This is a genomic window from Campylobacter concisus UNSWCS (genome assembly GCF_000466685.1).
Lineage (GTDB): Bacteria > Campylobacterota > Campylobacteria > Campylobacterales > Campylobacteraceae > Campylobacter_A > Campylobacter_A concisus_A.
In genome coordinates this window covers 1-488 of record NZ_ANNG01000050.1, presented here as the reverse complement: position 1 = coordinate 488, position 488 = coordinate 1, and the positions used below count along the sequence as shown (strand labels likewise).

Genomic DNA, 488 nt, shown 5'->3' with positions numbered 1-488 from the left:
ATTAATGGGCTTGATACTAGCTATCAATTACGACAGCTTAGCTTTACTATTATTAGCACAGATAACACAAAGCTTAAAGAGATTGGACCACGTATAGAATCTATCTTAAGTCCTTTAGATCATTTCTACTTTAAAATTATTACCAACGTTCTTACGGTCGATAGCACCAAAGTTAATAAAGATTCTGTCACCAGTCTTATAAATTTACTTAAAGAAAAGGGCGTTTCTGATCTGATCTATAATCCTAGAGTTACTGTTATTGATAATAAAGATAGCGTAATTGAGAGCGTTATAAAAACCCCTATTCAAAAATCATCAATCGATATTCAAAATAATCAAAGCATTACTACCAACCAAGTTGAATATCAAGATGTTGGCTTAAAGCTTTATATTTCAAGTGTCTTGATTACTAATGATAGTGTTAGTTTTACTTTGGATCTATATATTGAAAATTTGCTTGATGATACATTGACCCCTAGAATTTCAAG

The 488-nt window shown here is 30.7% G+C and carries 1 protein-coding gene; it reads left to right on the top strand.

Annotation, left to right across the window (positions count from 1 at the left end; all coding sequences use genetic code 11):
- Positions 1 to 488 (top strand): ABC transporter ATP-binding protein (locus tag UNSWCS_RS09625; RefSeq protein WP_035143893.1); only part of this gene is annotated, 488 nt, incomplete at both ends.